The following is a 25193-nucleotide window of genomic DNA, read 5'->3' as shown; positions in this document are numbered from 1 at the left end:
CATCGCAATCAATCGCAAACAGCTTGGCGGGTATTTTGGCGGGTAGCGCAATTAAGGCGAAATTAATCCAGCAAAATCAAATATGTATGGCGGAGACGAAGGGATTCGAACCCTCGAGACCCTTCCGGGCCTACTCCCTTAGCAGGGGAGCGCCTTCGACCACTCGGCCACGTCTCCGCGGACCCGTTTAGAGAGGTCGCACCAAAGAGACAAGGCGAAAGTCGCAGGAATTTCAGCAAAGTTTTCATGCGGGCATATCCTTCTGGCCCTGTCGCAGAAGTTCACGCCGATCCGACGCGCGATTGGCGCCGCGGTGCCGTCTATTGCGTGTAGTTTGACCTGATACAGCGGCCATAGACGCACCCTTCTCGCTTCGAAATTGAACCTCTGTAGCATCCAACACAGCAGTGTGATGGTATTGTGAAGGTATTCCCCTGAAGCACTAACCCACTGAATACGCAACACAGTTCCAGAAAACCACAAACCCTGCCCCCCAGATCACCCCCCGCAACCGCGCCGGGGTGCTGCGGAGCGGAAACTATCCCTGTCGAACTACCGTTCCTTCAGCACAAACGATGACCTCGCACTCCTGCGACGCACCGAAAATACGAAGGAACAGAGAATGAAACTGATGATGACAACCGCCGCCGCTGCCCTGATCTCTACTGCCGCTGTGGCCGAGACCTCGACCCGCTACAATGATATCTTCCTTGATACCGCGATCAACGCCGAAGAGGTCTATGGCAATAACACCTGGATGCGGGATGCAGACCGGTCGGCCAAGGCGAACGACACTCGCCTGAATACCGCAGATATGAACAAGAACGCCGATACCGTGCTCAGCAGCCGCAGCAAGCTGCGCAGCCCCGGTGAAGGCTATGTCTATGGCGGCTACGGCAAAGGCAATGACAGCCGCTAAGCCTAACAGAAAGACCCGAGAGCTCAGGCCCTCGGGTCTTTTCGTTTCAGCGGATCCGCCCCCAGGGGCGTGGCTTTAAGTGTTGAACAGGAAGTGCAGAACATCGCCATCCTTGACGATGTAGCTCTTGCCTTCCGCGCGCATTTTGCCAGCTTCCTTGGCCGGGGTTTCGCCGCCGAGGCTGACGAAATCATCATAGGCGATGGTTTCGGCGCGAATGAACCCTTTTTCAAAATCACCATGGATCACGCCCGCCGCTTTGGGGGCCGAGGTGCCGGTCTTGATGGTCCAAGCCCGGGCCTCTTTGGGGCCAACGGTGAAATATGTCTCAAGATGCAGCAGGTCATAGCCCGCGCGGATCAGCCGGTCGAGACCGGCCTCCTTCAGGCCCATTTCTTCGAGGAACATCTCGGCCTCTTCGGCCTCCAACTGGCTGATTTCCTCTTCGATCTGGGCCGAGATCACCACATGGGAATTGCCCTGCGCGGCGGCCATTTCGGCGACTTTGGCGGAATGTTCATTGCCATCCGCCGCCTCAGATTCGCCCACGTTGCAGACATAGAGCACCGGTTTGGTGGTCAGCAGTTGCAGCATCCGCCAGGCTTTGGCGTCGTCCTCGTCCACTTCCACAACGCGGGCAGGTTTCCCCGCTTCCAAGGCTTCCAATGCCATGCGCATCAGGCGTTCCTGCTGGACCGCTTCCTTGTCACCGCCGCGCACCTTGCGGACGATGTTCTGCAGGCGTTTCTCGATGCTCTCGATATCGGCCAGCATCAGTTCGGTATCAATGGTCTCGGCATCCGCGACCGGGTCGACGCGGCCTTCGACATGGGTCACATCGCCGTCTTCAAAGCAGCGCAGCACATGGGCGATGGCGTCGACCTCGCGTATATTGGCGAGGAACTGGTTGCCCAGCCCCTCCCCTTTCGAGGCGCCTTTCACCAGACCGGCGATATCGACGAAGGTCATGCGCGTGGGGATGATGCTTTTCGAATTGGCGATCTCGGCCAGCTTGTCGAGCCGCGCATCGGGCACGGCCACTTCGCCGACATTGGGCTCGATGGTGCAGAACGGAAAATTCGCCGCCTGCGCCGCGGCGGTGCGGGTCAGCGCGTTGAAAAGGGTCGATTTGCCGACGTTCGGCAGACCGACGATGCCCATTTTGAAACCCATGACGATACCCCTATAAAAGCTGCGCGTGTGTTAGGGGCAGCGGGCGCAAAGCGCAAGGCTCAGCGCGCGCGTCGGTCCTGATGCGCCTGATAGATCAATATCCAGGCCAGCAGGATGAACATCGGATGCGTCAACCCGCCCGAGAAGATGATCGCGGGCACCCAGATCAGGAAGACCACGATGGACAGGATCGGCCGTCCGATCAGCAGGATCGACAGCGGCGGCAGGAAAAGGGCGAGTACATAATTCATGGCACATCAGATAGGGGGTCTTGGGCAAAATGGAAGGGTGCGCCGCGCTGAACGGCTTCAAGAAGTGAATTTTGCCGCCCCCGCCCTGCGGTGGATTGATTTTCACCGCGACATTCGGCATTGCCAAGGAAAGCACCAAATGAGGCAAGCCACATGACCCGTATCGACGCCAAATTCGAAGACCTCCGCGCCCGCGGCAAAAAGGCGTTTGTCTCCTATGTCATGGCCGGCGATCCGGACTATGACCGCTCGCTCGAAATCGTGCGCGGTTTGCCTGCCGCCGGGGTCGATATTATTGAACTGGGCCTCCCCTTCACCGACCCGATGGCCGACGGCCCGACGATCCAGCTGGCCGGGCAGCGCGCGCTTGAAGGCGGCATGACGCTGAACCGCACGCTGGAAATGGTCCGCGCCTTTCGCGCCGAGGACGACAGCACCCCGATCGTGCTGATGGGCTATTACAATCCGATCTATTCCATGGGGGTTGAGAATTTCTTAACTGCCGCCAAGGACGCGGGCATTGACGGCTTGATCGTGGTGGACCTGCCGCCCGAGGAAGACATCGAGCTTTGTCTGCCCGCGCAGGACGCCGGGCTGAACTTCATCCGCCTTGCAACGCCGACCACGGATGACAAACGCCTGCCCCGCGTGGTGCAGAACACCTCCGGTTTCGTCTACTACGTCTCGATCACCGGCATCACCGGCTCGGCCGAGGCCAATGCCGCCGATGTCTCGCCCGAGGTCGCGCGGATTCAGCAAGCCAGCGGCCTGCCCGTGATCGTGGGCTTTGGCGTGAACACCCCCGAAAAGGCCCGCGCCATTGCGGAAGTGGCCGATGGTGTGGTGATCGGCTCGGCCATTGTGAACCGGATCGCCAATGGCGACAGCGCCGAGGATGTGTTGACCTTCGTGAAATCGCTGGCGGATGGGGCGCATTCAGCTTGAGGCCATCGCCTCACTCATCAGTATCAATAGGTGGCGTCTGACTGGAGCGATCCCTTAATCAGATTCCCGCAAGGTGGCACACCAGGCATCGCCCTCCCTACCCCCGGAGGGCGACGGCCTTCGCAATTCTCCTGCGAGCCGACAATCGCGCTTGCATCTGGCCCCCTTCCCAATTGCCAAGCCCTGCGTCCCTTGCTACCCAAAGTTAACTCATTCAGCATAGGTGGCCCATGCCCGTCATCACCAGCATCGACGATCTCAAACGCATCTACAAACGCCGCGTCCCGCAGATGTTCTACGACTACGCGGAATCGGGCAGTTGGACCGAGCAGACCTTCCGCGAGAATTGCAGCGACTTTGACCAAATCCGCCTGCGCCAGCGGGTGGCGGTGGACATGTCGGGCCGCAGCACGGCGACGCAGATGGTGGGCCAGGATGTCGCCATGCCCGTCGCCCTTGCCCCCGTGGGGCTGACGGGGATGCAATGCGCGGACGGGGAGATCAAGGCTGCACGCGCGGCGGAAGCCTTTGGCGTGCCTTTCACCCTTTCCACCATGTCGATCAACTCCATCGAGGACGTGGCTGAGGCGACGACGAAACCCTTTTGGTTTCAACTCTATACCATGCGCGATGAAGATTATGTCAGCCGTCTGATCCAGCGCGCCAAAGACGCCAATTGCTCAGCGCTGGTCATCACGCTTGATCTGCAAATCCTCGGGCAACGTCACAAAGACCTCAAGAATGGCCTTTCCGCCCCGCCCAAACTGACCGCCAAGACCCTCGCGAACCTCGCCACCAAATGGGGCTGGGGGATCGAGATGCTCCGCGCCAAGCGGCGGCATTTTGGCAATATCGTCGGCCATGTGCAGGGCATCACGGACAGCGCCGATCTCGGCGCCTGGACGGCAGAGCAATTCGACCCCTCGCTCGATTGGGACAAGATCGCCAAGATCAAGGACCAATGGGGCGGCAAGGTGATCCTCAAGGGCATTCTGGATGCCGAAGACGCCCGCATGGCGCTGAAAATGGGCGCGGATGCGATTATCGTGAGCAACCACGGCGGGCGGCAGTTGGATGGGGCGCTGAGCTCGATCCGCATGCTGCCGGAAATTCTCGATGCGGTGGGCGACCAGATCGAAGTGCATCTCGATGGCGGTATCCGCTCGGGTCAGGACGTGCTGAAAGCCATGGCGATGGGCGCCAAAGGCACCTATATCGGCCGCGCCTTCATCTATGGTCTGGGCGCGATGGGCCAGCAGGGTGTGACCCGCGCTTTGGAGGTGATCCACCGCGAGCTGGACACCACCATGGCGCTTTGCGGCGAGACCAAGGTGACCAACCTCGGGCGGCACAACCTGCTGATCCCCCGGCATTTCTCCGGCGATTGGCTGCCCCAGTCCGGCACCGCACCAGGATGCTGATCTTCCTCAGCCGCGAGCTTGCCTTTCTTGCGACGCCCAAGACCGGCACCACCGCGGTGGAAATGGCCCTGAAACCGCATGCGGAGATCGTCTTTGCCCGCAACCGCAAACATATCACCGCGCAGCGCTACGCCATGCGGGTGCGGCCCTTCCTGCAGCAGACCTTCTCGGCCTCCCCCGCACCTCTGGCGGTGATGCGCCACCCGGTCGATCAGCTGCGCAGCTGGTATCGCTACCGCAGCCAGCCGCGGCTCGATGGCAAACGCTTCAGCACCAAGGGGCTGACGTTCGAGCAATTCGCGCTTGAGGTGATCTCGGACGATCCGCCGCCCCGGGCGCAGATCGGCAGCCAGTTCGCCTTCCTCACTTCCGACAAGGGCAAGCTGCTGATCCAGCATCTCTTTGCCTATGAACGCCAGCCCGCTTTCCGGGAGTTTCTGTCAGAGAAGCTGGCGCGCGAGGTGACGTTGAAACCCAAAAACGTCTCCCCCGATGTCCCCGCCCCCCTGTCCGATGCGGCCTATGCCCGCCTGCGCGCGGCGCGGATGGATGAATTTGCGCTCTATGAGCGGCTCATCGCGGCAGGCGGCGCGCTGCATAGCCCGCAAGAATAGCGCGCCCCCTGCCCTTTTGCCCTTTCCAGCCGGGGCAAACCGGTCTATACGCGCGGCTTCACGCGGGAATACAGCCTTGGAGGATTCCCGCCCTAATCAATTGGAGACTACAAAATGGCCGGAGAGATTCCTGATCTTGAAGCCCAGGTCCGCGCGGGGACAGGCAAGGGCGCCGCTCGCCAAGCACGTCGTGACGGCATGGTTCCTGGTATCGTATTTGGTGGCGACAAAGAGCCGCTGCCGATCAACATTCCTTTCAACAAGCTGCTGACCAAGCTGCGCGCAGGCCGCTTCAAAGCGACCCTGTTCAACCTCAAGGTTGACGGTCACGATGACGTGCGTGTGATCTGCCGTGACGTTCAGCGCCATGTTGTCAAAGACCTGCCCACGCATATCGACCTGATGCGCCTCAAGCGCACCACCAAGATCAACCTGTTCATCAACGTCGAAGTCAAAGGCGAAGAAGAATGCCCCGGCCTGAAAAAGGGTGGCGTGCTCACGCTGGTCCGTCCGGAAGTTGAACTGGTCGTCACCGCGGCAGATATCCCTGAGCATGTGACCGTGGACATCACCGGTCTTGAGATCGGCGACAGCGCGACCATCAGCCGTGTTGACCTGCCCGAAGGCGCCAAGCCCACGATCGACCGCGACTTCGTTGTGGCCACGATCTCTGCCCCTGCTGGCCTGACCGCGTCGGATGACGACGATGAGGACACGGCAGCGGACGAAGTACCGACAACCGAAATGGGTCCGCCCGACGGTGAATGATAGCGCGCCGCAAGGCCGTGCTGAAACGGGGTCGCATCACGCGGCCCCGTTTTGCGTTTGGGGGGTGATTTCTTCAAAAGAAATCACCTCGGAATTTTCAAAAAATTCCGGCGACCTTGGGGACATTCCCCCGCCCCGCTTGTTAAGATAGGCGAAACCACAGGAGACCCCGCCCATGAAACTGATCGTCGGCCTTGGCAATCCGGGCGCGAAATATGCCCGTAACCGTCACAACATCGGCTTCATGGCGCTGGACCGCATAGCGCAGGATCACGGCTTTACCGCTTGGAAAGGCAAGTTTCACGGCAGTGTCAGCGAGGGGCGTTTCGGCTCGGACCGGGCGGTTCTGCTGAAGCCCGAGACCTTCATGAACAACTCCGGCCAATCGGTGCAGGCGGCGATGAAGTTCTACAAGATCGACCTGGCCGATGTGATCGTCTTTCACGATGAGTTGGACCTCGCCCCCGGCAAGGTCAAATGCAAGACCGGCGGCGGCCATGCGGGGCACAATGGCTTGCGCTCGATCCATGCCCATATCGGGGCCGACTATGACCGCGTGCGCATGGGGATCGGCCACCCCGGCCATAAGGACGCGGTGGCGGGCTATGTGCTGCGCGACTTTCCCAAGGCGGATGAGGGCTGGCTCGACGACGTGCTGCGCGGGGTCTCGGACGGGGCCGCCGATCTGCTGCGCGGTGATAAGGGGCGGTTCATGAACGCCGTCGCGCTGCGGGTCTCTCCGCCGCGTTCTGGCACCGGGAGCAAGGGGGCAAAGACGCCGCAAGAGAGCAAGCCGCAGGCCAAAGCCGCCAAACCCGCGGTCCCTGAGCCCAAGGTTGCGCCCGAGCCCGAGGCCGAGGCTCAATCCCCGCTGCAAAAGCTGATGGACCGGTTTCGCTGAGCGCTGACGCAATGTCGGGCTGGCCCCTTCCCGGCCCGCGTGGTTCACTGCGCTGAACATGGGGGGAAATATGCGTATATTCGGAAAATGGCTGGGCCGCGTTCTGCTGGCTCTTTTGCTGGCGGCGGTTGTCATCGGGCTTTGGAAACGCGAAGAGATCGAGCGGCTGCTCGCGGTCAACTCGCTCTTCTCGGAAGAAAAGATCGTCCATAACTTCAGCCATATGGACGGCGCCTTCCTCTCCACCCCCGTTGCGCGGGGCGACGGGTTGACCACCAACCTGCCCTATGGGCCTGAAACCGACCTGCCCCCGGAAGTGGACAGCTGGATCGACGCCCGCGACGTGACCGCGCTGCTGGTGCTGAAAGACGGGGCCATCGTCTATGAGAACTACTTCAAAGGCACCGGGCCAGAGGACCGCCGCATCAGTTGGTCGGTCGCGAAAAGCTATCTCTCCGCGCTTGTGGGCATCTTGCTTGAAGAAGGCCAGATCGCCTCGCTCGACGATCCGGTGACCAAATATGCGCCCGCCCTGAAAGGCAGCGCCTATGACGGGGCCAGCCTGCGCAATGTGCTGCATATGGCCAGCGGGGTCACTTTTGACGAAGATTATCTGGACTACGACTCGGACATCAACCGCATGGGTCGGGTTGTGGCGCTCGGCGGCAAGCTCGATGATTTCACCGCCGAGCTGACCGAGACTTTCGCGGAGCCGGGCAGCCAATGGCAATATGTCTCGATCGACACCCATGTGATCGGCATGGTGGTGCGCGGGGCCACGGGGCGTAGCATTCCAGAGCTGCTCAGCGAAAAGATCATCGCGCCGCTGGGGCTGGAACATGCGCCCTATTACATCACCGACGGCGCGGGCACGGCCTTTGTCCTTGGCGGGCTCAACATGACCACGCGGGACTACGCCCGCTTTGGCCAGATGTTCGCCCAGGGCGGTGAATGGAACGGCCAGCAGATCGTCCCCGCAGACTGGGTGCGGGAATCGACCCGGCCCACCGCCCCGACCGCCGACGGCAAGATCGGCTATGGCTACCAATGGTGGGTACCATTGGGCGCGGCAGAGGGCGAATATATGGCGCGTGGAATCTATGGCCAATACATCTACATTGATACCATGAAGGGCGTGGTGATCGCCACCAACGCCACCGACCGCAAGTTCCGCGCGCCGGGGGTCTCGGAGCAGAATATCGAGATCTTCCGCAAGATTGCGGCCTCGGTCTCGGACAGCGAAGGACAGGAGGAAAGCCTATGACACCTGACAGCAGCATCAACGTTCTGAACCAGCCGCTGGCGCTTTGCGGCATGGACCCGATCACCGGCTTTTTCCGCGATGGCCATTGCAACACCTGTGCCGAGGATCAGGGCAACCACACGGTCTGCGCGGTGATGACGGCGGAGTTCCTCGCCTTTTCCAAATACGTCGGCAATGACCTCAGCACGCCAAGGCCGGAGTTCGGCTTTGAAGGTCTGCAGCCGGGGGATTCCTGGTGCCTTTGCGCCGGGCGCTTCCTGCAGGCGGCGGACGAAGGCTGCGCGCCGCCGGTGCATCTGGCCGCCACCCATCTGCGCGCGCTCGACATCGTCCCGCTGGAAGTCTTGCGCGCCCATGCGGTGGATGAGGCAGGGAACTGATCCATGCGTCTGGCCCTGTTGCTCCTCGTCCTGCCTGTCGCCGCCCTCGCCGGCACCCTGCGCCCTGCGGACCAAGCGCGGCTCGACAATTTCGACGCGGCCTTTGGCGATGCCATGATGCAGGCGCTTGCCGGGGGCGCCCCGGATGACGTCGCAGCGCTCACCCGCGCCCTGTCGGGTCAGCCGCAGATCGCCTTTGCCGCCGACCTTCCCGGCGACTGGTCGTGCCGGACGATCAAACTGGGCGGCGTCAGCCCATTGGTGGCCTATAGCCCCTTCAAATGCCGTTTTACCGCCACAGATCGCGGCTTTGCCTTTGAGAAACTGACTGGGTCGCAACGGACCAAAGGCGAGATCACCCTGCGCGAAGGCCGCGCGATCTATACCGGCGTGGGCCATGTGCGGGGCGAGACCCCACCGGATTACGCCGATCTGCCAGAGGATTTCACCTCAGACGGCAAGGTGCAAAGCGATGTGGCGGTGTTTCAGCGCGTCAGCCCCAACCGGGCGCGGCTGCTGTTCCCGGCCCCGGCTGTCGAGAGCGATTTCGATATTCTGGAATTGACCCGCTAACGGCGCTCAGGCCGCCTGCGTCAGCTGCGGCTTTGGCCCCGGCATCAGGGAATCGTCCATCAGGTCTTCGATAAAGAGGCTCAAAAGCTGCGCCCGGCCCGCAACACCCGCCTTGCGGTAGATCGCATTGGTCTGCGCCTTGATCGTGCCTTCGGAGGTGCCGCGCATCTCGGCGATGGCGCGGGTGTTCAGACCCTTGATCAGAAAAACCGCCACGTCGCGTTCGGCGGGCGTCAGATGCCAGTCACGAAAGTGTTCTTCGAGCACATCGGCAAATTGCACGGTACAATGCCGCAGCGCGGTCTCGGCCCTCTCGGCCCGTTGCAGGCTCATCCGCAGGGCCATCCAGCCCAGCACGACGCCAAGGATCAGACCCACCACCTGCACGCCCTGGTTCGGCCCCAGATCGGCAAGCGGGACGCCAAACAGCGTCACCCCCCGCCCCTCAAGGGCAAAGAGCAGAACAAAATAAGCGGTGGCATTGAATTGGAGAGCGGCGATCACCCAAAGGGCAATTTTTTTCTTTTTGTTCATGGTGTGACCTTGGCTTGCAGTGCAGCGTATCTAGTCATGCCATGTCAAAGCGCAAGGGAATGCCGTTATGCGCTCCGATCAACCCTTAGTGATTGGGCGCCCGCCCCCTTGGGGCGAGCGCGAGCTTTAGCCCGGCTTAGCGGGGGAAGGCACCGTCTTCGCGGTTTTCATCCAGTGTCTGAAAGACGGTGACCGTGACGTCGGATTGGTCCTCGGCCCGCAGCATGCCCGCGGTGAAGGTCTCCAGCGTTTGCGGATCAACCGCTTCGGAGCGGGTCGAGTAGGAGATGATATCGACGGGTTTGTCGTTATAGCCGATCTGATGGCCTTCCATGCCCTGCGCGAAGGCGGCGGAGCTGGCGGTGGCGATGATCAGAGCGGTGGCTGTCAGTGTCTTTTTCATGTCGTATCCTTTGGGGGTAGAGTGGTTAAGCAGTGGCCCGCGTTCAGCGCGGGAAACGGTTCACGGATGTGTCGGATTGCGCGGTGGGGAAGACGGTGACGGTCACGTCGGATGTGTCTTCGGCGCGCAGGGTGCCATTGGTGACGGTCGCCAGCACCTGGGCATCAACAGCCTCTGACCGGCTGGAGTAGGAAACGCCGTTGTCGGCCTTGTCGTTATAGCCGATCTGATGGCCTTCCATGCCCTGCGCGAATGCGGCGGAGCCGGCGGTGGCGAGGATCAGGGCGGTGGCTGTCAGTGTCTTTTTCATGTCGTGTCCTTTTGCATCTGGGCCGGCCCGCTGTCGGGTTGGCCCGCTGTTGAATGGTGGCGGCGCTGGTCATTGGCGTGGCGCAGTGACGCGGCGTCGTCGGGATGACTGGCAAAAGGGTATTCGGGGCGGGATTGGCTATCCTCCCGGGGTTTAAATCGGGCGATCTAAACCCTTGTCCGACCTCTATAAACCTTGGTTTAGGCCGGTGATTTCTTACGTATCGCGCGGGAAAACTGCGCTTGGGCCAAGTCTGCAAGGGGCAAACGCCTCTCGTCGCTTTGCCGGAAAGCCGTCGGGACAGAAAACCCGCTGCGATACCCGTTTTGCGTTTTTCTTACGCCTTTTCTCTCAACCGGTTTCGCGCGCCGCCAGACCCGGCGCTCATCGCACATCAAGAATCGAAAAAGGCCCGCGCTTTCACGCAGGCCCCTTTTCATCGATCCGCTGTTGCGCGGGTATTAGGCGAAGTCACCCATGTCAAAATCCAGCGCACGGGCGACGGTAAAGATATCCTTGTCGCCGCGGCCACACATGTTCATCACCAGCAGGTGGTCTTTGGGCAGTTCTGGCGCGATCTTGAGCACATGGGCCAGCGCGTGGCTCGGCTCCAGCGCGGGGATGATGCCTTCGAGCGCACAGCACAGCTGGAACGCCTCCAGCGCTTCGCGGTCGGTGATCGAGACATATTCCGCGCGGCCGATGTCATGCAGCCAGGAATGCTCTGGCCCGATGCCGGGATAGTCGAGCCCCGCCGAGATCGAGAAACCTTCGAGGATCTGCCCGTCGTCGTCTTGCAAGAGATAGGTCCGGTTGCCGTGCAACACGCCCGGACGCCCGCCGGTGAGCGAGGCGCAGTGCTGCATCTTCTCGTCAACGCCTTTGCCGCCGGCCTCGACGCCGATGATATTGACCGACTTGTCATCAAGGAAAGGGTAGAACAGCCCCATGGCGTTGGAGCCACCGCCGATGGCCGCGATGACCGTGTCGGGCAGACGGCCCTCTGCCGCCTCCATCTGCTCGCGCACTTCCTTGCCGATGATCGCCTGAAAGTCGCGCACCATCGCCGGATAGGGGTGCGGCCCGGCCACGGTGCCGATGCAATAGAAAGTGTCGCGCACATTGGTCACCCAGTCGCGCAGCGCGTCGTTCATCGCGTCCTTCAGCGTGCCCCGGCCCGAAGTCACCGGCACCACCTCGGCCCCCAGAAGACGCATGCGGAAGACGTTGGGCGCCTGACGCTCGACATCATGCGCGCCCATATAGACCACGCATTTCAGCCCGAATTTGGCGCAAACCGTCGCCGTGGCGACACCGTGCTGGCCCGCGCCGGTTTCCGCGATGATGCGTTTCTTGCCCATGCGGCGGGCGAGGATGATCTGCCCCAGCACGTTGTTGATCTTATGCGCGCCGGTGTGGTTCAGCTCGTCGCGTTTCATATAGACCTTGGCACCGCCCAGATGCTCGGTCAGCCGCTCGGCGTGATAAAGCGGGCTCGGGCGGCCCACGTAATGGGTCCAGAGATCATGCATCTCGGCCCAGAAACTGTCGTCGGTCTTGGCCTTCTCATACTGCTCTTCCAACTCAAGAATGAGCGGCATCAGCGTTTCCGAGACGAACCGTCCGCCGAAGTCGCCGAAACGGCCCTGTTCGTCGGGGCCGGTCATGAAACTGTTGAAAAGATCGTTGGCCATTGCGCCTCTCCTAGACTGTCGCGCCAGCCTTAGCGCAGCCTGCCCGCCTGCGCCACCATGAGTTTCATGGGTCCAAGCAGACGGGCGGCCTGCCGCGCTAGTCGAAGAGCTTGCGGAGCTCCCGTTTCAGCACGTTTTCCAACTCGTCTTTGACGAGGTCTTCAAGATCGCGCGGGTCGTCTGGTGCGATGTCCAATTCCTCTTGCACCTTGCGCCGCACCACATCCTCCGCGCGTTGCTTTTCCTCGCGGAAGTTCAGATCAATCGCCGCCCGCAGATCCGGCTTTACCTTCGGGTCGGCCCAAGGCCCGGTGATCCGCACCGGCACCGCCAGCCCGCCGCGCGCGGCATTGACCCGCAGCGCCTTGGGCGTGACCGTATAGTCAATGCGCCGCGCCCCCAGATCGACGCGCCCCTCCCCACTGGCGTTGAAGTTAAGCAAGAGCACCCGCAGGTCATCATTGTGCAAAACGCCCTCGGCGATGTCGAAGGTCGCCTCGGCAGAATCAAACACCGTGCTGCCGCCCTTGGCATCGATCGAGCCCAGCAGCGCATCCAGATCGATCCCGGCAATGGTGCCGCGCCCCAGCGCCAGCCTGCCTTCGCCACTCAGCGAGCGCATGATCGCCGCCACCGTTTGCCCGCTGCCGAGAAAGGACAGTTCCGCATCGCCCGCGCCGGTAAAGCGCGTCACCCCGGCGGCGTCTTCTAGCAGGTTGCGCATCTGCACCCCCTGCGCCCGCAGCCTGCCCCCGACCGAAAGGCCGCCACGGTTGTTCATCACAAACTCCCCCGTGATCTTGCCGTCATAGGCCGCCATATCTTGCAGATCGAAAACCATGCGCGAGCGGTCATTGCGCAGCACCATCCGGGTGGGGCCGGTTTTGATCTGCCCGAAATCAATCTCCTCAGCGCTCAGGGCAATCTCCCCGTCGAAAGCCGCCAGCCAGCCTGCGTCAATCTCTTGGCGCGACCAGCCCTCGGACGGGGGGGCCTGATCTGTCTCGGGGGCCGCGCTCTGCTCTGCCGGGCGCATGCCCGACAGATCCAGCGCCCCCGCCCGCAGGGTCGCGCTGATCCGTGGGGTGCCGTTCAGCGCCAGATCGGCCTGTCCGGTGAAGCGATTACCGCCCAGATCCGCTGCGATATTGCGCAGGATCAACCGCCGGTCCGGAGACAGCGTCAGATCACTGCGCAGGTCAACCGCGCGCCCCAGCCCGCGCGGCAGCGCCACCGGACCTGCTCCAAGCGAGGCCAGAAACCCCGCCGAATCCGCAGTCTTGATCACCAAATCCCCGGCCAGCGCGCCCTTGAGCGATCCGCGCCCGGCAAACCCCGCTTCGCCACCGCGCGTCTTCAACCGGGCGCGCAGGAGTTGCAGCTCCCCGTCAAGGAAACCCGCAAAACCCTCGATCCGCCCGGTCAGCACCACCCGCTCGCCCGCCGGGGCCATGCTGGCGACGATATCCGCAGCCCCCGCGCGTTCGGGCCAATCCAGCGCCAGATCGACACCTTCATAGGTCACCAGATCGGCCCCTTCGGCGTCATAGATCAGCGTGGCATTCTCCACCGTCAGCTTTTCGATGCTCAGCGGGCGCTTCTGGCGCCACGGGGCCACCTTCGTCTCGATCCGCGCGCCGCTGGCGCTGTCGGTGAACTGCCAGCTTGCCCGCCCATCGCGGCGCTGCTCCAAACGGATCACCGGGCTTTGCGCGGCGATATTGGTGATGCGGATTTCACCGCGCAGCAAGGCGCCGGCATCCACCCCGATCGCCGCATTGGCCGCCGTCAGCATCGCGCCTTTATCGGTCCAATCGGCATTGCCGACCTCAAGCCCGCCCGCCGTGACCCCCAGCACCGGCCAAAAGGTCACGCCCACATCGCCGGTGATCGTCACCTCCCGCCCGGTCACCCGGCTCAATTGATCGCTGGCAATCTGCGCAATCCGGTCCCCGGGCATCACGAACAACGCTCCCAGTGCAATCACCACAATCAGCAACAGTGCGCCGATCCCGCGCAGAATCCATCTCATGGCCCTCTCCTCCTGTCCGGCGGCTCTTTTCTCGCTCAACGGCTTGCCTTATAGCCCCCTCATGAGCACAAACCCACCTAATCTGCGCCCTGACCTCGCCCCGCAAGCGAAGATCAGCGACCCCGCCCGCCCCGGACAGCCGACCATCGGCATGGTCAGCCTCGGCTGCCCCAAAGCGCTGGTGGACAGCGAGCGTATCCTGACCCGTCTCCGGGCCGAAGGCTATGGCGTCTCGCCCGATTACGCCGGCGCCGATGCGGTGATCGTGAACACCTGCGGCTTTCTGGACAGTGCTAAGGCCGAAAGCCTCGACGCCATCGGTGAGGCGCTCAATGAGAACGGCAAGGTCATCGTCACCGGCTGCCTCGGCGCCGAGCCGGATTATATCCGCGAACACCACCCCAAGATTCTCGCCGTGACCGGACCGCATCAATATGAACAGGTGCTCGACGCGGTGCATGGCGCGGTGCCGCCCGCCCCCGATCCGTTTATCGATCTGCTGCCCGCGCAGCAGGTCTCGCTCACCCCGCGGCACTACAGCTACCTCAAGATTTCCGAGGGCTGTAACCATAAATGCAAGTTCTGCATCATCCCCGATATGCGCGGCCGCCTGCAATCGCGTCCCGCCCATGCGGTGATGCGCGAGGCCGAGCGTCTGGTCGACAATGGCGTGAAGGAACTCTTGGTCATCAGCCAGGACACCTCGGCCTATGGTGTTGACATCAAACATGCCGAAGACCGCGGCCACCGCGCGCATATCACCGATCTGGCGCGCGATCTGGGCTCACTTGGCGCCTGGGTGCGGCTGCATTACGTCTACCCCTACCCCCATGTGCGCAAGCTGATCCCGCTGATGGCCGAGGGGCTGGTGCTGCCCTATCTCGACATCCCCTTCCAGCACGCGCACCCGGATGTGCTGAAACGCATGGCCCGGCCTGCCGCGGCCTCCAAAACGCTGGATGAGATTTCCGCCTGGCGGGCCACCTGCCCCGATATCACCCTGCGCTCGACCTTCATCGTCGGCTATCCGGGTGAGACGGAGGCGGAGTTCCAGACCCTGCTCGACTGGCTGGACGAGGCGCAGCTCGACCGGGTCGGTTGCTTCCAATACGAAAACGTCGAAGGCGCGCGGTCGAATGCGCTGCCGGATCATGTGCCAGCAGAGGTCAAACAAGACCGCTGGGAGCGCTTCATGGAAAAGGCACAGGCGATTTCCGAAGCCAAGCTCGCCGCCAAGGTCGGCAAACGCCTCGACGTGATCGTGGATGAGATCGACGCAGAGGCCGCCACCTGCCGCACCAAATCCGACGCACCCGAGATCGACGGGAACCTCTTCATCGACGAGGATTTCCAGAACCTCAAAGTCGGGGACATCGTCACCGTCGAAGTCGAAGAGGCGGGCGAATACGACCTTTGGGGACGTCAGATCACCTGACGCCCCCCGAGGCTGTCTTAGACGTAGGCGCCTGCCGAATAGGTCAGCTCATAGCTGTGGCTGTAGAGCTCGAAGACGATGCCAAAGGGGTCTTCGACATAGACCATGCGGTAGGGTTTCTCGCCCGGGAAATACTCCCGCACCGGCATCCGCTGCTTGCCGCCCGCCGCGATGATCCGTTCCAGCAGACCTTCGACATCGGGGTCTTGAATGGCGAAGTGGAACGTGCCGTGGCGTTTGTGCTCCAGTTTTTCTTCGGGGGCGTAATTGCCCGGGAATTCGAAGATTTCGATGCCGATGCCATCCGCTGTCGCCAGATGCGCAATGCGCAACGATCCCCAGCCGGGGCCGAAAACATCGGTGCACATGACGCCGATGGCGCTGTCTTCTTCCACCGCTTCGGTGGGCTGCATCACGACATAGAAGCCGAGGACTTCGGAATAGAATTTCACGGCGGCGTCGAGGTCCGGCACGGATAGGCCGATGTGGGAAAAGGTACGGGGGGTGGTCATAAGCGGTCTCCTGTTTGCGTTGAGCTTGAGATAGACAGGCGCACCCCGCGTGTGAAATTATCAAATCTCATCGAAATCATAACGAAACCTTTGATATGCTGAACGCCACTTGGCTTGAGACCTTCACCACCCTGTGCGAGACCGGCCATTTCACCCGCACGGCGCAGCGGCTCAACATGACCCAGCCGGGCGTGTCGCAGCATCTGCGCAAGCTGGAGGACCAGTTGGGCCAGCCGCTGATCGCACGGGACGGGAAAAGTTTCACCCTGACCCCGGCGGGCGAGGCGCTGTTTGAAACCGGCCTTGCCCGCCGCCGCGAAGAGCAGCGCCTGCGCGAACGCATCGCGACCGACCTGCCCGACCGGGGCGTGGTGCATATCGCCTGTTCCGGCAGTTTCGCCATGCTGCTCCAACCGCTGCTGTTAGAGTGGATGGCCCAAGCGCCCGACCTATCCCTACATCTCGAAGCCGCCCCCCAAGCCACGATCCGCGCCGGGTTGCTGGAGGGGCGTTTCGATCTGGGCGTTCTGGCCGATGACCCCGCCCATGCCAGATTGGAAGCACACCATCTGGGGCGCGAGGAACTTTGCCTTGTTCTGCCGGTTAATTCCTTGGAACAGATAGAAAGTTTTGCCGATCTCGAAAGCCGTGGCTTCATCGCGCATCCCGATGGCTTTGCCTATGCCGACGATCTGTTGCAGCTCAATTTCCCGGAAAGCTACCCGGGGGCCGACCGGATGCGCCTGCGCGGCTATGTGAACCAGATCGGCCAGATCCCGGCGGCGGTGGCCCGGGGCGTGGGCTATACGCTCTTGCCCCGCAGCGGGGTCGAGACCTTTGCCGCCAAGGACCGGCTGCGGCTGCTGCCTCTGCCCAAGCGGCGCTGGCATGACCTCTGGCTCGCCTCGCGGCGCGGGCGGCCCCTACCCGCGCGGATGATCAAGACGGCGGAGCTGATCGCGGAAGCGGCGGGACAACTGCGATAATCGCATACTTCGCAGATATTGCGGAACAAAACACCTCAGCTACTAGATATATTACCAAGGAAGGGCGAGATTACGGAGAGACTTGAATATGTTCCCTTTCTGTTCTATATGTAGAACGCAGTAGCAGAGGAATGACCACATGTCTTTTCAACCTCAGTTTCCCGGCATCTTCGACCCCGACCAGCAGGGCCGCCCGCCGCGGGGCAGCGACAGCGCGCAGCCCAAACAGGCCGACCGCCGCATGCCCGCGACCGAAAAACAGATGCAATACGCCCAGGCCCTCGCCAAGCGCACGGGCGATGAGCTGCCCAAAGGGATTGAGGCGGACCGCGCGGCGATCTCGGAATGGATCGACGCCCATAAACCCCAAGCCCTGGAGGGGCCATTTGCCGCCTACCCTTCCGCCAAACAGGTCGCCTTCGCCGAACGCATCGCCCGCCTGAAACGCCGCGATGTGCCGCAGGAATGCTTTCGCGACAAAACACTGATGTCGCGCTGGATCGAGGGCAACAAACCGCGCTGAACGGGCGGGGGCGTGCGGATTTACGTCGGGTCAGCCATGGAATGACCATCATCCCCCGCTAGATTAAGCCTATGGCCTATCCGACTTCAAAAGCCGAAACCCTCGCCGATGGCACCGTCCATGCGCTGAGCCTGTGTTTTGCGATCCCCGCCAGCATCCTGCTCTTGCTGCATGCCTCGGGGCAGGAGAAAGCGCTGACGGCCATCACCATCTATGCGGCCTGCCTGCTCGCTTCTTTCACCGCCTCCGCCGTCTACCACTTGCTGCCCTTTGACCGCAGCCGCGCCTTTCTGGGCCGGCTTGACCATGCGGCGATCTATTTCAAAATCGCGGGCACCTATACCCCGCTGGTGATGGTGATCGGCTCCGGTTTTGCCTATGGCATCCTTGGCGTCGTCTGGGCGCTGGCGGTGATCGGGGCGGTGGCCAAACTGTGGTTCTGGCAGACCGATGCGCGCGGGTCGCTGGCGCTTTACCTCGGCATGGGCTGGCTGTCGGTCCTGTTGATCTATCCGATGTGGCATAATCTGCCCGGCGCCGCGCTGGCGCTGGTGGCCGCAGGCGGGCTGACCTATTCGGCGGGGACGCTGGTCTATGCCCACCCCGGCATGCGCTATCAGAATGCGATCTGGCATGTCTTCGTATTGATCGCCACGGCCTGTTTCTTTGCCGCGATTGCGCTCAGCGTCTAGCTGCCGATCTCATCCAGATAGGCCCGCACGCAGCTCTGCACATGGCGAAAACGGTCGCCGCCCAGATGTTTGCCGCCATACCAGCGGGTCACCACGATCAGATGATCTTCCAGCCCCTCGCGCTCCAGCATGCGCAGGATCACCATGCCCGCGCCGGCCTCGCCGTCATCACCCTTGAGCGGGCCGCCCTCTGACAGCAGCACCGCCCAGGTGTTATGCGTGGCCTTGGCATAGGCTTTGTCGCGCTTCAGCGCCTTCAACGCGGCATCGACCTCTGCCCGGCTGCGCGCCGGACAGCCGGAGACCGCGTATTTCGAGCCGCGGTCGTTTAATATCTGGCCCAGTTGCTGCAAGCCGTCACAGCCCCGCCGCCGTGCGCCGCACCGTATCCAAACGCGCCGCATTGGGCGGATGGGTGCCAAGGAAACGGTCACCGGGGTCCGGAATGCGGGCAAAGAACTCCGCCCCGCGCAGCGGATCATAGCCGGCGCGTGCGGTGATGATCGTGCCCAAAGCATCGGCCTCAAGCTCAAAGTCCTTGGAATAGCGCCGCGCCCCGACCTCGGCGCCCAACTCCTGCGCCGTGCGCACGGCATTAGCATCGCCGCCGCTCAGCGTCGCGATCCCTGCGAAAATCACCGCGCCCGCCATGGCGTTCTGTTGCTGGCGTCCAATATGGCCCGCGATGTGATGCGCCGCCTCATGGCCCAGCACAAAGGCCAGCTCGTCTTCGTTGCGCGCATCCGCGATCAGCGCCAGCGTAAAGCCGACAATCGGGCGGCCCTGCCTGTCGAGCGTCTGAAAGGCGTTCGCAGGCTGGCCCGGGCGGTCATCGACAACGATGTTATAGTCGCAATTCACCCCCGTCGTGCGGGCGCGGCATTCGCGTTCCGCCACGGGCTCCAACCGGCGCACGACCTGCACGAAACTGCGCGCGGCCCTGTCGGCGGAGAGACGGGGTTGGCTGGGCTGACTGGGGCTTGCGGGCGGCAGGGGAACGGTCTGAACCGGGACAACTTCGCAGGCCGTCAGCAGGACAAGGGCGCCAAATGCGCCGAGGGCATTCATTAATTTCACAACAGATCCTTCGGTGGATAGCGGTCAGGCGTCGTTCGGGCGTCGCAGCTTTTGTCTATCACGCCGCAGCGCTGCTGCCACCCCCGTTCGCGCGGCAGCTACGGCGGCCTTGCGCTTATCCGCACAAAGCCTAATGTGCGCTCATGTTTACCATCGAGCACGAATTTGACGCCACCGTCATCACCCTGATCGACGAATCCGACGCCCCCCTGCGCGAGGACGTGACCGTCTCTGCCTTTGCCGGGCAGATCACGATTGAACAATGGGATCCGCGCACCGACCGGGTCGTCAAGATCACCCTGTCGCCGGCGCAGCTCAGCGATCTCACGGCGGCGCTGAACCTGCCCGAAGGCATCTACCGAAGCAACTCGTAAGGACCCGCGACATGGCCACCGGCACCGACATCAAAACCTATTTCAACGGCACGTGGCACGACGGCGATCTGCCCACCATCAAAGCCGCCGATCACGGCGCCTGGCTTGGCACGACGGTCTTTGACGGCGCGCGGCTTTTTGACGGGCTGGTCCCCGATCTGGAAGCCCATTGCGCCCGGGTCAACCGCTCGGCCAAGGCGCTGATGATCACCCCCACCATGGAGACCGATGCCATGGTCGACGCGGTGCGCGAGGGGATCAAGAGCTATGGGCGCGATCAGGCGGTCTATATCCGCCCGATGTATTGGGCGCTGGCGGGGGATGAACTGGGCATCGTCCCGCGCGAAGGCGCCACCGGTTTCGCCATCAGCCTTGAGGCGATCCCCATGGCCCCGCCGGAGGCCGCCACGACCCTGACCCGCACCCGGTTCCGCCGCCCGGTGCTGGAGGACAATGTGGTCAACGCCAAGGCCGGTTGCCTCTACCCCAACAACGCCCGCATGATGGTCGAAGCACGGTCCAAGGGCTTTGGCAATGCGCTGGTGGCCGATGCCATGGGCAATGTCGCCGAAAGCGCCAGCGCCAATGTCTTCATGGTCAAGGACGGCGAGGTCTTTACCCCCATCCCCAACGGCACTTTCCTGGCCGGGATCACCCGGGCGCGGCATATGTCGAACATGCGCGAGGCGGGTATGAAGGTGCATGAGGCCGTGCTCAGCTTTGACGATTTCCATGCCGCCGACGAGGTTTTCCTGTCGGGCAATATGATGAAAGTCACCCCCGTCAGCGCCTTTGACGACACGCAATATGGCACCGGGGACAATCAAAACCCGGTGACGCGCCGGGTGCGCGAGATGTATTGGGATTGGGCCGCCAGCCAACGCAGCTAAGAGGCCGGGCAGCCGCGGCGCGCAAAAGCAATTGCCAGCGCCGCCTGCCCGCGCCATGATCGCCGCGCGCGCTCCAAAGGCGCAAAGAGAGGTTTGATGCGGAAATTCCTTGTGGTGCTCGACGACAGCACCGAATGTCTGAATGCGATGCGCTTTGCCGCCCTGCGCGCGGCCCGCACCGGCGGTGGCGTGGCGGTTCTGTCCGTTATCCCGCCGGAAGAGTTCAACCACTGGATCGGTGTGGGCGATCTGATGCGCGAAGAGGCGCGCGAGCGGATCGAAGTGCATTTCGAGGTCTTTGCCAAATGGATGCGCGACAAACAGGGGGTCAATCCCGAACTGGTGATCCGCGAAGGCGAACCCACGGAAGAGATCATTCAACAACTCTCCGATGACCCGCAGATCGGTGTGCTGGTGCTGGGCGCCAGCGGGGACCGCAAACAGGGCCCCGGCCCGCTGGTCACGCAGCTTACCCGCGCGGCGGGCTCGCTGCCCGTGCCGATCACCATCGTGCCGGGCGATCTGAGCAAAGAGCAGTTGGAAGCGATCACCTGAGGCACGCCCCGCCGCGGGGCTACCCCCAAGCGGGGCGCAGATCCCGCAACCGCCCCGGCAGGTCCGGCAGCGCCGAGAGCGCATGCACCTGCGGCCCATAATGCGCGCAGACCGGCCCCCGGCCCAGCCCCGGCAAGGCCCGCGCGATCCCCCTCAGCGCCTGTAGTCCCATCATCCGCAGCCCCCAGGGGCCGGGATAGAAACTTTCCGCCGGGGTGCCATTGGCAAAGACGATCTCATGCCGCGCCAGCATGAGATGCACATAGGTCACCGCCCGCACGCCCTGCGCCACCCGGATGCCGCCGCCCGCCATCCGCGCGGCACGGCCCGCGCGCAGCAGGCTCGCCCCCTGGCCCGGCAGATCGACAGCCAGCGCATGTTGCGGCGACAGCCGCAGCGCGCGGCTATTGCCCAAGGCCTCCGGCGCGATATGGATCGGCCGCAGCCCCGGTGCCGCCGCCAGCGCCAACGGGCCAAGCTGCCGCTGCCCCGCCCAGATCACCGGCTGTGGGCCATTGTCGCGGGTCTGCACAAGATCGCCTTCCCGCAGGGTCTCGACCGCGGCTTCGCCCTGCGGCGTGCGGATCATCGTACCGGCGGTGAAACAGGGCACCCCCGCCGCCCGCAGCTGCGCGGTGCCGGAGATCTGCGCCGGCGTCACCCCCTGCATCACCACGGTCTCCCCCTCGGGGAAGGTCAGCAAAGCATTGCCGAAACCATCATCGCTCACCGCCACATCCCAGACCCCCACCGGATTGCCGTCCAAAGTGCGCAGGTGGGAGACATCGAGCTGGTCGTTGTAAACCCCGTCGTGATCGTGATCGCCGGTGTCGAAATCCCTCACCGTGTTGCTGCTGCTGGCGCCGAGCAGATAGGTGTCATCCCCGGCCCCGCCGATCATGCTGTTGTTCCCGCTGCCGCCGCTCAGCGTATCGCGCCCGTCGCTGCCCGCCAGCACATCGTCGCCGGTCCCCCCGGCCAGCAGGTCGTCGCCCGCGCCGCCCTGGATCTTGTCATGGTCCGCCCCGCCATAGAGACTGTCGTTGCCCGCGCCGCCCCTTATGGCATCCTGGCCTGCTTCACCGTGGATCCGATCCGCGCCGGCATCGCCCGACAGATGGTCATTGCCCGCCCCGCCGAAGATCTGATCATCGCCCTCACCGCCGTGCACCGCATCCGCGCCGCCGCCCCCGGACAAGAGGTCATTGCCGCCGTCGCCAGAAATGGCATCCTGCCCCTCGCCGCCATCGACCCGGTCATCGCCCGCGCCCCCGTGGATCGAGTCATCGCCGCTTTCGGCAGAAATCCAATCGTTATCGGCGCCGCCAAAGACGGAATCATCCCCGGCCCCGCTGTAGATCGTGTCATTGCCCGCATCGCCGAAGAGCGTGTCATCGAAAGCGTCGCCATTGGCCCCCTCCACATCGTCGATCAGATCGTCGCCATCACCGCCGCGCACGAAATCCGCCCCGGTTCCGTAATAGATCGTGTCATCGCCCGCCCCACCACCGAGCTTGTCATTGCCGGCGCCGCCGCTGATCCTGTCGTCGCCCGCCCCGCCCGAGACGCGATCGGCCTCGGCCCCGGCGCGGATGTCGTCGCCATAGGCCCCGCCCTCATAGCTATTCGCCGCGTCGGGGTCGGCCCTTGGCCCCACAAGGCTGCTGTAGGGCGGCGCCGTGCTGCTGTCGACCTGATGCGGCCCGCTATAGGCATAGGCCACCCCTGGCGTGATCGGCCCATCCGCCACCCAGCCGGTATGCACCCCGCCGCTTTCCACCTGGTAGAGCGTGACGCTATTGCCATTGCCGTCATTCAGCGTCCAACTGCCTTCGAGATAGGTTCGGCCCTGGCTGACCAGATTGCCGCTGGCGTCGTATTGATAGCTATATTGCGTTAGGTCATTGCCAATTTCGTCGTTCTTACTGTCGCCGTTATAGGCGCCGTCGGCGTCTATGATCTCATAGCGCATCGCATCGGTGCTGGCATCGAAATCAGGGGTCAGCCGCAGATGTCCCGTCGGGGTGATCTCAAACGCTTTGGCGCTATAGCTTCCTACGGAATGGATCGGCATGCTCGGCTCCCTCTTATGGTCCCGAGGGCGGTTCTCGCGCAGAGCGGCGAAGAAAGCGTTAAACCGACAGTTTGACATAAAGCCGGAGCCGGCCCCTGTCGCCCCTGACCAGCGGCCACAGTTTAGAATCGTTCCAAACCTTGACTTGCCGCGCCGCGAGGCGCATATCAGAGACACGCCGAAAGCGAGGTAAATGCCATGTTCATCCAGACCGAATCCACCCCGAACCCTGCAACGCTCAAGTTCCTGCCGGGTCAGACCGTGCTGGAGACGGGCACCGCCGATTTCCCCACCCCGGAGGCTGGCGCAACATCGCCGCTGGCCCAACGGCTCTTTGCCGTGGAGGGCGTGACCGGCGTGTTCTTTGGCACCGATTTCGTCACCGTGACCAAGGCCGATGGGGTCGAGTGGGACCATGTGAAACCCGCCTTGCTCGGCGCGATCATGGAGCATTTCCAGTCCGGCGAGCCGGTCATGGCCTCGGACCACCAGCCCGGCTCCGGCCATGCCGCACATGACGGTGAAGACGGTGAAATCGTCGGCCAGATCAAAGAGTTGCTCGACAGCCGCGTGCGCCCCGCCGTGGCCCAGGACGGCGGCGACATCACCTTCCACGGCTTTGAACGTGGCGTTGTCTATCTGCATATGCAAGGCGCCTGCGCAGGCTGCCCCTCCTCCACGCTGACCTTGAAGATGGGCATCGAGAACCTGCTGCGCCACTACATCCCCGAAGTGACCGAGGTGCGCCCGGTTGCCTGACCAGACGTCTCAAGGGCCGCTGGTTCTGGCTTTCGACACAGCGGCCGCGCATTGCGCGGCCGCTTTGCTGTCCGGTGACCATATTCTGGCCTCCCGCGTCGAGCCGATGACCAAGGGACAGGCTGAACGACTGCTGGTGCTTTGCGAAGAGCTGCTGGCCGAGGCCGAAGTCGCCTATGACGACCTCACCGCGCTTGGCGTCGGCATCGGGCCGGGCAATTTCACCGGCATCCGCATCGCCGTCTCCGCCGCCCGCGGTCTGGCGCTTGGTCTGGGCATTCCGGCGGTTGGCGTCGATGCTTTCGACGCCCTGCGCGAAGGCCATGACGCCCCCTGCGCCTGCGCCGTTGATGCCCGCCGCGACCAAGTCTTCCTCCAAGGCTTCGACAATCCCGCCATTGCGGCGCCCGCGCTCTACGATGCCGCCGATCTGCCTGCCTTTGACGGTCCGCTGATCGGCGCGGGCGGCCAGCCCCCCGCCCTGCCGGTGGCCGAGGCCATTGCCCGCATCGCCGCGCAACGCTACAGCGCCAATCCCCCGCGCCCGGCCCCGCTCTACCTGCGCCCGGCTGACGCGGCCCCGGCCCGCGATGCCGCCCCGGTGCTCTTGCCGTGACCGCGGCAGAGCTTGCCACCCTGCATGCCGCCGCCTTCACCCGCGACCGCCCATGGCGCGCGGAGGAGTTCGCCAGCCTGCTCGACAGCCCCTTTACCACGCTCTTGACCCGGCCGGGCGGCTTTGCCCTGATCCGCAGCATCGCGGAGGAATCCGAACTTCTGACCCTCGCCGTGGACCCCGCCCATCAAAGACGCGGTCTGGGCCGCGCGCTGGTGCAAGACTGGATCACCGCCCTGCCCCGCAGCATCACCAGCGGTTTTCTCGAAGTGGCCGAAGACAACGCCCCCGCCCGCGCGCTCTATGCCGCGATGGGCTTTGCGCAGGTCGCCACCCGCCGCGCCTATTACGCGCGCCCCGGCGGGCCGCCGGTCGATGCCTGCATTCTACGCCGGGACTTGACCCACGGTCACACTGGCATTTAGCAGGCGACGGGCGCAAAAAGCGGTTGACCCCACCCCCTGCCTACACCCTAAATTACAGCTGATCACCAGATCCAATTAACGCTAGGATGGCAG

The 25193-nt window shown here is 63.3% G+C and carries 30 protein-coding genes and 1 tRNA gene; 19 read left to right on the top strand and 12 right to left on the bottom strand.

Features of this window, described 5'->3' with window-relative positions; all coding sequences use genetic code 11:
- Window positions 1-87: 87 nt before the first annotated feature.
- Window positions 88-177, bottom strand: a tRNA-Ser gene (locus tag AB4M76_RS05900).
- Between the two features lie 445 nt (window positions 178-622).
- Between AB4M76_RS05900 and AB4M76_RS05895 the strand changes: the two genes are divergently transcribed.
- Window positions 623-919 carry a hypothetical protein gene (locus tag AB4M76_RS05895; protein ID WP_368440880.1) on the top strand — a complete coding sequence of 99 codons (297 nt, stop codon included), beginning with the start codon at window positions 623-625 and terminating at the stop codon, window positions 917-919.
- Window positions 920-994: 75 nt separating this feature from the next.
- On the opposite strand, the gene ychF is transcribed toward AB4M76_RS05895, so the two are convergent.
- The gene (gene ychF / locus AB4M76_RS05890) at window positions 995-2092 is read right to left on the bottom strand and encodes a redox-regulated ATPase YchF (protein WP_368440879.1); all 1098 of its coding nucleotides are present in this window, start codon (window positions 2090-2092) and stop codon (window positions 995-997) included.
- 59 nt (window positions 2093-2151) lie between these two features.
- Entirely contained in the window at window positions 2152-2343 is a 192-nt protein-coding gene (locus AB4M76_RS05885; RefSeq protein ID WP_007117519.1) for a hypothetical protein, read from the bottom strand.
- A gap of 153 nt (window positions 2344-2496) precedes the next feature.
- Here AB4M76_RS05885 and trpA point away from each other — a divergent pair, with 153 nt between their 5' ends.
- The 8 genes from trpA (at window position 2497) to AB4M76_RS05845 (ending at window position 9209) form a co-directional block, all read left to right on the top strand.
- The gene (gene trpA / locus AB4M76_RS05880; RefSeq protein WP_368440878.1) at window positions 2497-3288 is read left to right on the top strand and encodes a tryptophan synthase subunit alpha; all 792 of its coding nucleotides are present in this window, start codon (window positions 2497-2499) and stop codon (window positions 3286-3288) included.
- A gap of 230 nt (window positions 3289-3518) precedes the next feature.
- Entirely contained in the window at window positions 3519-4709 is a 1191-nt protein-coding gene (locus AB4M76_RS05875) for an L-lactate dehydrogenase (RefSeq protein ID WP_368440877.1), read from the top strand.
- Window positions 4703-5323 carry a hypothetical protein gene (locus AB4M76_RS05870; protein WP_368440876.1) on the top strand — a complete coding sequence of 207 codons (621 nt, stop codon included), beginning with the start codon at window positions 4703-4705 and terminating at the stop codon, window positions 5321-5323. The genes AB4M76_RS05875 and AB4M76_RS05870 overlap by 7 nt, the downstream gene beginning before the upstream one ends.
- A 114-nt stretch (window positions 5324-5437) precedes the next feature.
- Window positions 5438-6091, top strand: a complete 654-nt coding sequence (locus tag AB4M76_RS05865) for a 50S ribosomal protein L25/general stress protein Ctc (protein ID WP_368440875.1) — start codon at window positions 5438-5440, stop codon at window positions 6089-6091.
- A 175-nt stretch (window positions 6092-6266) separates the two neighbouring features.
- On the top strand, window positions 6267-6992 hold the full coding sequence (gene pth / locus AB4M76_RS05860; RefSeq protein WP_368440874.1) for an aminoacyl-tRNA hydrolase: 726 nt from the start codon (window positions 6267-6269) through the stop codon (window positions 6990-6992).
- 70 nt (window positions 6993-7062) lie between these two features.
- Window positions 7063-8256, top strand: a complete 1194-nt coding sequence (locus AB4M76_RS05855; protein ID WP_368440873.1) for a serine hydrolase domain-containing protein — start codon at window positions 7063-7065, stop codon at window positions 8254-8256.
- The gene (locus AB4M76_RS05850; RefSeq protein ID WP_368440872.1) at window positions 8253-8636 is read left to right on the top strand and encodes a DUF2237 family protein; all 384 of its coding nucleotides are present in this window, start codon (window positions 8253-8255) and stop codon (window positions 8634-8636) included. The genes AB4M76_RS05855 and AB4M76_RS05850 overlap by 4 nt, the downstream gene beginning before the upstream one ends.
- A 3-nt stretch (window positions 8637-8639) precedes the next feature.
- Window positions 8640-9209: a DUF4893 domain-containing protein gene (locus AB4M76_RS05845; protein WP_368440871.1), complete on the top strand. Its 570-nt coding sequence runs from the start codon at window positions 8640-8642 to the stop codon at window positions 9207-9209.
- Between the two features lie 6 nt (window positions 9210-9215).
- Here the strand turns inward: AB4M76_RS05845 and AB4M76_RS05840 are convergent, their stop codons facing one another.
- The 5 genes from AB4M76_RS05840 to AB4M76_RS05820 all read right to left on the bottom strand — a co-directional run bounded on the left by AB4M76_RS05840 (window position 9216) and on the right by AB4M76_RS05820 (window position 14182).
- Entirely contained in the window at window positions 9216-9743 is a 528-nt protein-coding gene (locus AB4M76_RS05840; RefSeq protein WP_368440870.1) for a helix-turn-helix transcriptional regulator, read from the bottom strand.
- Window positions 9744-9879: 136 nt separating this feature from the next.
- The gene (locus AB4M76_RS05835; protein WP_368440869.1) at window positions 9880-10146 is read right to left on the bottom strand and encodes a tryptophan synthase subunit beta; all 267 of its coding nucleotides are present in this window, start codon (window positions 10144-10146) and stop codon (window positions 9880-9882) included.
- Window positions 10147-10189: 43 nt separating this feature from the next.
- Window positions 10190-10456, bottom strand: a complete 267-nt coding sequence (locus tag AB4M76_RS05830; protein WP_368440868.1) for a tryptophan synthase subunit beta — start codon at window positions 10454-10456, stop codon at window positions 10190-10192.
- A 461-nt stretch (window positions 10457-10917) separates the two neighbouring features.
- Window positions 10918-12150, bottom strand: coding sequence for a tryptophan synthase subunit beta (gene trpB / locus AB4M76_RS05825; protein WP_368440867.1), 1233 nt, complete (start codon window positions 12148-12150; stop codon window positions 10918-10920).
- Window positions 12151-12247: 97 nt separating this feature from the next.
- On the bottom strand, window positions 12248-14182 hold the full coding sequence (locus AB4M76_RS05820) for an AsmA family protein (protein WP_368440866.1): 1935 nt from the start codon (window positions 14180-14182) through the stop codon (window positions 12248-12250).
- 61 nt (window positions 14183-14243) lie between these two features.
- Between AB4M76_RS05820 and rimO the strand changes: the two genes are divergently transcribed.
- Entirely contained in the window at window positions 14244-15617 is a 1374-nt protein-coding gene (gene rimO, locus AB4M76_RS05815) for a 30S ribosomal protein S12 methylthiotransferase RimO (protein ID WP_368440865.1), read from the top strand.
- Between the two features lie 17 nt (window positions 15618-15634).
- Here rimO and AB4M76_RS05810 read toward each other — a convergent pair whose 3' ends face one another.
- The gene (locus AB4M76_RS05810) at window positions 15635-16129 is read right to left on the bottom strand and encodes a lactoylglutathione lyase family protein (protein ID WP_368440864.1); all 495 of its coding nucleotides are present in this window, start codon (window positions 16127-16129) and stop codon (window positions 15635-15637) included.
- Window positions 16130-16224: 95 nt separating this feature from the next.
- Between AB4M76_RS05810 and AB4M76_RS05805 the strand changes: the two genes are divergently transcribed.
- From AB4M76_RS05805 to AB4M76_RS05795, 3 genes are all read left to right on the top strand, one after another.
- Window positions 16225-17115: a LysR family transcriptional regulator gene (locus AB4M76_RS05805; protein WP_368440863.1), complete on the top strand. Its 891-nt coding sequence runs from the start codon at window positions 16225-16227 to the stop codon at window positions 17113-17115.
- 139 nt (window positions 17116-17254) lie between these two features.
- Window positions 17255-17638 carry a hypothetical protein gene (locus AB4M76_RS05800; protein WP_368440862.1) on the top strand — a complete coding sequence of 128 codons (384 nt, stop codon included), beginning with the start codon at window positions 17255-17257 and terminating at the stop codon, window positions 17636-17638.
- Between the two features lie 71 nt (window positions 17639-17709).
- On the top strand, window positions 17710-18330 hold the full coding sequence (locus tag AB4M76_RS05795; RefSeq protein WP_368440861.1) for a hemolysin III family protein: 621 nt from the start codon (window positions 17710-17712) through the stop codon (window positions 18328-18330).
- On the opposite strand, the gene AB4M76_RS05790 is transcribed toward AB4M76_RS05795, so the two are convergent.
- Both AB4M76_RS05790 and AB4M76_RS05785 read right to left on the bottom strand, forming a co-directional pair.
- A complete protein-coding gene (locus AB4M76_RS05790; protein ID WP_368440860.1) occupies window positions 18327-18683 on the bottom strand; it encodes a YigZ family protein in 357 nt (118 codons plus the stop codon). The genes AB4M76_RS05795 and AB4M76_RS05790 overlap by 4 nt on opposite strands.
- A gap of 4 nt (window positions 18684-18687) precedes the next feature.
- The gene (locus AB4M76_RS05785) at window positions 18688-19407 is read right to left on the bottom strand and encodes a M48 family metallopeptidase (protein WP_368440859.1); all 720 of its coding nucleotides are present in this window, start codon (window positions 19405-19407) and stop codon (window positions 18688-18690) included.
- 143 nt (window positions 19408-19550) lie between these two features.
- On the opposite strand from AB4M76_RS05785, the gene AB4M76_RS05780 reads away from it, so the two are divergent.
- The 3 genes from AB4M76_RS05780 to AB4M76_RS05770 all read left to right on the top strand — a co-directional run bounded on the left by AB4M76_RS05780 (window position 19551) and on the right by AB4M76_RS05770 (window position 21226).
- Entirely contained in the window at window positions 19551-19781 is a 231-nt protein-coding gene (locus AB4M76_RS05780; protein ID WP_368440858.1) for a hypothetical protein, read from the top strand.
- 11 nt (window positions 19782-19792) lie between these two features.
- Window positions 19793-20671 (top strand): branched-chain amino acid aminotransferase, encoded by an 879-nt coding sequence (locus tag AB4M76_RS05775; protein ID WP_368440857.1) that lies wholly within the window; start codon window positions 19793-19795, stop codon window positions 20669-20671.
- A gap of 96 nt (window positions 20672-20767) precedes the next feature.
- Entirely contained in the window at window positions 20768-21226 is a 459-nt protein-coding gene (locus tag AB4M76_RS05770) for a universal stress protein (RefSeq protein WP_368440856.1), read from the top strand.
- Window positions 21227-21245: 19 nt separating this feature from the next.
- Here the strand turns inward: AB4M76_RS05770 and AB4M76_RS05765 are convergent, their stop codons facing one another.
- On the bottom strand, window positions 21246-23300 hold the full coding sequence (locus tag AB4M76_RS05765) for a Hint domain-containing protein (protein WP_368440855.1): 2055 nt from the start codon (window positions 23298-23300) through the stop codon (window positions 21246-21248).
- 198 nt (window positions 23301-23498) lie between these two features.
- Between AB4M76_RS05765 and AB4M76_RS05760 the strand changes: the two genes are divergently transcribed.
- Genes AB4M76_RS05760 through AB4M76_RS05750 form a run of 3 tightly spaced genes read left to right on the top strand, consistent with a single transcriptional unit; the run spans window position 23499 to window position 25100 of the window.
- Entirely contained in the window at window positions 23499-24059 is a 561-nt protein-coding gene (locus AB4M76_RS05760; protein ID WP_368440854.1) for a NifU family protein, read from the top strand.
- Window positions 24052-24675 (top strand): tRNA (adenosine(37)-N6)-threonylcarbamoyltransferase complex dimerization subunit type 1 TsaB, encoded by a 624-nt coding sequence (gene tsaB / locus AB4M76_RS05755; protein WP_368440853.1) that lies wholly within the window; start codon window positions 24052-24054, stop codon window positions 24673-24675. The genes AB4M76_RS05760 and tsaB overlap by 8 nt, the downstream gene beginning before the upstream one ends.
- Complete coding sequence (locus AB4M76_RS05750; RefSeq protein WP_368440852.1) at window positions 24672-25100, top strand: GNAT family N-acetyltransferase; 429 nt, start codon at window positions 24672-24674, stop codon at window positions 25098-25100. The genes tsaB and AB4M76_RS05750 overlap by 4 nt, the downstream gene beginning before the upstream one ends.
- The last annotated feature ends 93 nt before the right edge of the window (window positions 25101-25193 follow it).

This window comes from Sulfitobacter sp. PS-8MA (genome assembly GCF_040933935.1).
Classification (GTDB): domain Bacteria; phylum Pseudomonadota; class Alphaproteobacteria; order Rhodobacterales; family Rhodobacteraceae; genus Sulfitobacter.
The sequence above is the reverse complement of the archived record's forward strand: the minus strand, read 5'-3'. Positions and strand labels throughout refer to the sequence as shown.

Excerpts from the sequence above, each read along its gene's own strand:
- trpB (WP_368440867.1), bottom strand. The coding sequence starts at position 12,150 with ATGGCCAACGATCTTTTCAACAGTTTCATGACCGGCCCCGACGAACAG.
- AB4M76_RS05840 (WP_368440870.1), bottom strand. The coding sequence starts at position 9,743 with ATGAACAAAAAGAAAAAAATTGCCCTTTGGGTGATCGCCGCTCTCCAA.
- AB4M76_RS05895 (WP_368440880.1), top strand. The coding sequence starts at position 623 with ATGAAACTGATGATGACAACCGCCGCCGCTGCCCTGATCTCTACTGCC.
- AB4M76_RS05855 (WP_368440873.1), top strand. The coding sequence starts at position 7,063 with ATGCGTATATTCGGAAAATGGCTGGGCCGCGTTCTGCTGGCTCTTTTG.
- AB4M76_RS05820 (WP_368440866.1), bottom strand. The coding sequence starts at position 14,182 with ATGAGATGGATTCTGCGCGGGATCGGCGCACTGTTGCTGATTGTGGTG.
- AB4M76_RS05775 (WP_368440857.1), top strand. The coding sequence starts at position 19,793 with ATGGCCACCGGCACCGACATCAAAACCTATTTCAACGGCACGTGGCAC.
- AB4M76_RS05870 (WP_368440876.1), top strand. The coding sequence starts at position 4,703 with ATGCTGATCTTCCTCAGCCGCGAGCTTGCCTTTCTTGCGACGCCCAAG.
- AB4M76_RS05770 (WP_368440856.1), top strand. The coding sequence starts at position 20,768 with ATGCGGAAATTCCTTGTGGTGCTCGACGACAGCACCGAATGTCTGAAT.
- AB4M76_RS05845 (WP_368440871.1), top strand. The coding sequence starts at position 8,640 with ATGCGTCTGGCCCTGTTGCTCCTCGTCCTGCCTGTCGCCGCCCTCGCC.
- AB4M76_RS05885 (WP_007117519.1), bottom strand. The coding sequence starts at position 2,343 with ATGAATTATGTACTCGCCCTTTTCCTGCCGCCGCTGTCGATCCTGCTG.
- rimO (WP_368440865.1), top strand. The coding sequence starts at position 14,244 with ATGAGCACAAACCCACCTAATCTGCGCCCTGACCTCGCCCCGCAAGCG.
- AB4M76_RS05760 (WP_368440854.1), top strand. The coding sequence starts at position 23,499 with ATGTTCATCCAGACCGAATCCACCCCGAACCCTGCAACGCTCAAGTTC.
- AB4M76_RS05800 (WP_368440862.1), top strand. The coding sequence starts at position 17,255 with ATGTCTTTTCAACCTCAGTTTCCCGGCATCTTCGACCCCGACCAGCAG.
- ychF (WP_368440879.1), bottom strand. The coding sequence starts at position 2,092 with ATGGGTTTCAAAATGGGCATCGTCGGTCTGCCGAACGTCGGCAAATCG.
- AB4M76_RS05865 (WP_368440875.1), top strand. The coding sequence starts at position 5,438 with ATGGCCGGAGAGATTCCTGATCTTGAAGCCCAGGTCCGCGCGGGGACA.
- AB4M76_RS05780 (WP_368440858.1), top strand. The coding sequence starts at position 19,551 with ATGTTTACCATCGAGCACGAATTTGACGCCACCGTCATCACCCTGATC.
- AB4M76_RS05805 (WP_368440863.1), top strand. The coding sequence starts at position 16,225 with ATGCTGAACGCCACTTGGCTTGAGACCTTCACCACCCTGTGCGAGACC.
- AB4M76_RS05810 (WP_368440864.1), bottom strand. The coding sequence starts at position 16,129 with ATGACCACCCCCCGTACCTTTTCCCACATCGGCCTATCCGTGCCGGAC.
- AB4M76_RS05875 (WP_368440877.1), top strand. The coding sequence starts at position 3,519 with ATGCCCGTCATCACCAGCATCGACGATCTCAAACGCATCTACAAACGC.
- AB4M76_RS05850 (WP_368440872.1), top strand. The coding sequence starts at position 8,253 with ATGACACCTGACAGCAGCATCAACGTTCTGAACCAGCCGCTGGCGCTT.
- AB4M76_RS05835 (WP_368440869.1), bottom strand. The coding sequence starts at position 10,146 with ATGAAAAAGACACTGACAGCCACCGCTCTGATCATCGCCACCGCCAGC.
- trpA (WP_368440878.1), top strand. The coding sequence starts at position 2,497 with ATGACCCGTATCGACGCCAAATTCGAAGACCTCCGCGCCCGCGGCAAA.
- AB4M76_RS05795 (WP_368440861.1), top strand. The coding sequence starts at position 17,710 with ATGGCCTATCCGACTTCAAAAGCCGAAACCCTCGCCGATGGCACCGTC.
- pth (WP_368440874.1), top strand. The coding sequence starts at position 6,267 with ATGAAACTGATCGTCGGCCTTGGCAATCCGGGCGCGAAATATGCCCGT.
- AB4M76_RS05765 (WP_368440855.1), bottom strand. The coding sequence starts at position 23,300 with ATGCCGATCCATTCCGTAGGAAGCTATAGCGCCAAAGCGTTTGAGATC.
- AB4M76_RS05830 (WP_368440868.1), bottom strand. The coding sequence starts at position 10,456 with ATGAAAAAGACACTGACAGCCACCGCCCTGATCCTCGCCACCGCCGGC.